Here is a 1,492-nt window from a genome sequence, read left to right as displayed (position 1 = left end):
TGGACAAAAGCCCCAGGGAAAGCTGATTGAGGCCGCCCCAAATGTTTATCTGGTTAGCATAGTGATTCCCAGGTACATATTGATCTGCTCCAAGTGTGGATACATAGGCGAAAGAGTATGTGGGGCAGCCACCGGGAGCAGCATACAGCCCATTATCGCAACAATAGGCTTCCACACCGTTGAACCAGACCAGCCAGGTGCTCACCACATACTCGATCTTAGTGATCTTACCGGTTGTAAACGGCGGCGTCGGGGTGTTGGCGTAGGTGCTGACACCATTGCTATTAGACGTGGGGAGGACGGCAGCTTCCGCACTGCCGTTGATGGAGACATCGAGCTTTTTGTTGATGGTTGTGCCATCAGGGGCCGAATAGGTGAACGTGACAGAAAAATCTTCGGTTGCCTTCACATAAAAGCCAGAGGCAGAAGCCGACGAATCCTTGTAACTGGCATTCAAAATTTGGACGCGTTCCTTTTCACTGGCAATGACCAGGTTTTCAGCGGTAGATGTATAACTCAGAAGTTCCACGCTGTCCGGCAGGGTAACCGTTGTGGTGGCACCGTTGGCGGGGTACTCGACCTGGACGGCAATGGGAACAATGGCATAATCTGTGCCATCCTGCTTTGCAACCGCCATTACAGCGTTGGTTTCATTCAGTGCGTCTGCGTCCATACGGCCTTTGCTGCTGGCATCCAGCAAGTCATGCTTCCAGGCCGAAATGCTGATTTTGGTGTCGCCGGTGGCAACCGGCAGCCCATATTCGCCAATGTAGCTGCCGGTCGGCGCATCAGGCAAATCTCCGTAGAGTACCGTGGCGATTTCCTCAAGATCGGGTTCGTTGCCACCATCGCCGGGGGCTACCGGGTTTTGCATGGCCAACTGCATTGAAATGACCAGTGCAGTCAAAGAACTGTAAGCGGCCTTGACGGCGTCTATTTCGCGCTCCTCATCGGAAATAGCCAAATAGAGATCTTCCGCTGCATAGACAGGAGCAGCCGCCGCATCCGAGGCTTCTGTGGCAGTTTCCAATGCTGCGGTCAATTCCGCGTTTGATTGATCCGCTTGCCATGCTTGACTTGCCAGGCCCCAGTCATTGATTGCGGTTAAAATGCCTTCACTGTCCAGTGCGGCAACGGCGTCCACAAATGCCTGGGCAGCTTCGCTCAAGGCTGTTTCAGCAGTAGCCGAAGGAAGGGAGGATGTGCCGCTTGAATCAGCTTTTTCTGTACCGCCGTCACTGGTTGCGTTTTCGGGCGTGGACACAGGTACAGAAGTCTCCGTTGGCATCATTTCCCCGGTGGAGACTTCTGCAGAAATCGGCAGCGTCGTACCGCACAGCATACACAGCAATAAAAAAAGCGCCAGAAACTGGCGCAATAGAGTTTTATTCATTTTGTTTTGCCTCTTTCTTTTTTATTTAAAAAATCAAATTTCCGTTGCCATCATATCATCACCCATAAAAGACCGATGCGACGAATTCTTGTGCCCCAA

The 1,492-nt window shown here is 52.1% G+C and carries 1 protein-coding gene; it reads right to left on the bottom strand.

The genetic code is table 11. The annotated features are described in order from the left end of the window. On the bottom strand, positions 1-1,393 hold a 1,393-nt coding region (locus Q0526_RS13060), incomplete at its 3' end, for a hypothetical protein (protein WP_298734359.1). Positions 1,394-1,492: the final 99 nt, after the last annotated feature.

It is taken from the genome of uncultured Subdoligranulum sp. (assembly GCF_937890665.1).
Note: the sequence above shows the minus strand (reverse complement) of the source record. Positions and strands in the feature narration are given on the sequence as shown.